The organism is Brevibacillus migulae (assembly GCF_004521915.1).
GTDB lineage: Bacteria > Bacillota > Bacilli > Brevibacillales > Brevibacillaceae > Brevibacillus_F > Brevibacillus_F migulae.
This window is the reverse complement of record NZ_SDKD01000061.1, coordinates 1-1,439: the sequence shown is the minus strand read 5'-3', so window position 1 is coordinate 1,439 and position 1,439 is coordinate 1. Positions and strand designations below refer to the sequence as shown.

At 38.4% G+C, this 1,439-nt stretch carries 1 protein-coding gene; it reads right to left on the bottom strand.

Annotated elements, in window-relative coordinates; all coding sequences use genetic code 11:
* Positions 1–36: 36 nt before the first annotated feature.
* Positions 37–1,385, bottom strand: a protein-coding gene (locus tag EIZ37_RS25475) for an IS3 family transposase (protein WP_134687569.1) whose coding sequence is annotated in 2 segments (ribosomal slippage) — positions 37–941 and positions 941–1,385 — 1,350 coding nt in all. Because the reading frame shifts where the segments join, the coding sequence is not laid out codon by codon here.
* Between the last annotated feature and the right edge of the window lie 54 nt (positions 1,386–1,439).

The window sequence follows — 1,439 nt, the reverse complement described above, 5'->3', positions numbered from 1 at the left end:
TGAAGTGACCCCAAAAAGTTAGACACGTTTGTTTAATTAAGCAACATTTAGGGTTTGAGTCCGGTACTGAACTGGGCTCAAACCTTTTAACTTTGCTTTGATCCTTTTATTGTTGTAGTAGTCAATATACTTCGCTAACTCTTCCTTAAAATGTTCGATACTTTCAAACTCTTGGATATATAAAAATTCCGATTTTAGGATACCAAAGAAGCTCTCAATTACAGCATTATCATAGCAGTTTCCTTTTCGAGACATGCTTTGCGTAATGCTTTTTTCCTTTAGAGCATGTTGGTATTTATTCATTTGATAATGCCATCCCTGATCAGAATGTATGAGTAACTCGTCTTCTTCTGTTATGCGTGTACATGCTTGTTCTAGCATAGTGGAAACAAGGGAATAGCTTGGTCTTGTATCAACAGCATAGGTGATTATTTCTCCGTTAAATAGATCGAGCATTGGGGATAAATAAAGCTTTTCTCCGAAAAGTTTAAACTCCGTTATATCAGTTACCCATTTCTGATTTGGCTTATGCGCTTGGAAGCTACGATTCAAAATGTTCGGTGCTATTTTTCCAACGTTCCCTTTATACGAGCGATATTTTTTCATCCGAACCATACTTTTTAAGCCTAGCTCTTTCATAACCCGTTGTACTCTTTTATGGTTCACCAGATGCCCTAGATTCTTTAGCTCGTCCTTGATACGACGGTATCCGTAGCGTCCTTTATGCTCATGGTAAATAGTCTGAATCAATACTTTTAATTCGGCGTCTTTATCTGGAAGACCGAAGGTCTTTACATAGTAATAATAAGTGCTGCGTGGAATGCCAGCGAGTTTGAGTAAGGCTGTTAATGGAAAATCGGTCCTCAGTTCAAATACTACTTGCGCTTTGTTTTGTTTTGTAATTTTTCCTTGCTTTGAACTAAGGCATTCAACTTTTTTAAGTAAGCATTCTCCATGCGTAAACGTTCGATTTCTTGCTGCAATGCTTCGACTGAACCTTCAACTTCCGCTGCTTTCTTTGATTCCTTTTTCATAATTGAACGCCCCTTTTTCTTAGATCGTAGGGCGTCTAGTCCTGAAGTTTGAAATTGAGCCTTCCATTTTCTTACTAGGCCAGGAGAGGGAATATTGAAAATGGCAGCTGTTTCGTACGAAGACGTCCCATAAGTATTCATATAATGAAGTACGTCTAGTTTAAACTGAGCTGAATAGCTTGTATATGGCTTTGTGAAAGCATCTACACCATGATGTTTGTATTGCAACACCCAGTTCTGAACGATCACCTTGGCTGTTCCAATAGACGTAGCAAGCGAAGCATAACTTTCGGAACCTTCCAAATAACGCTGAACTACAGATAATTTCTCTTCTAGAGTAAATTTAGACATAGAAAAACTGCACCTCCTCTTGTTAGGTGTGTCTAACAATTGGGGTGCAGTTCA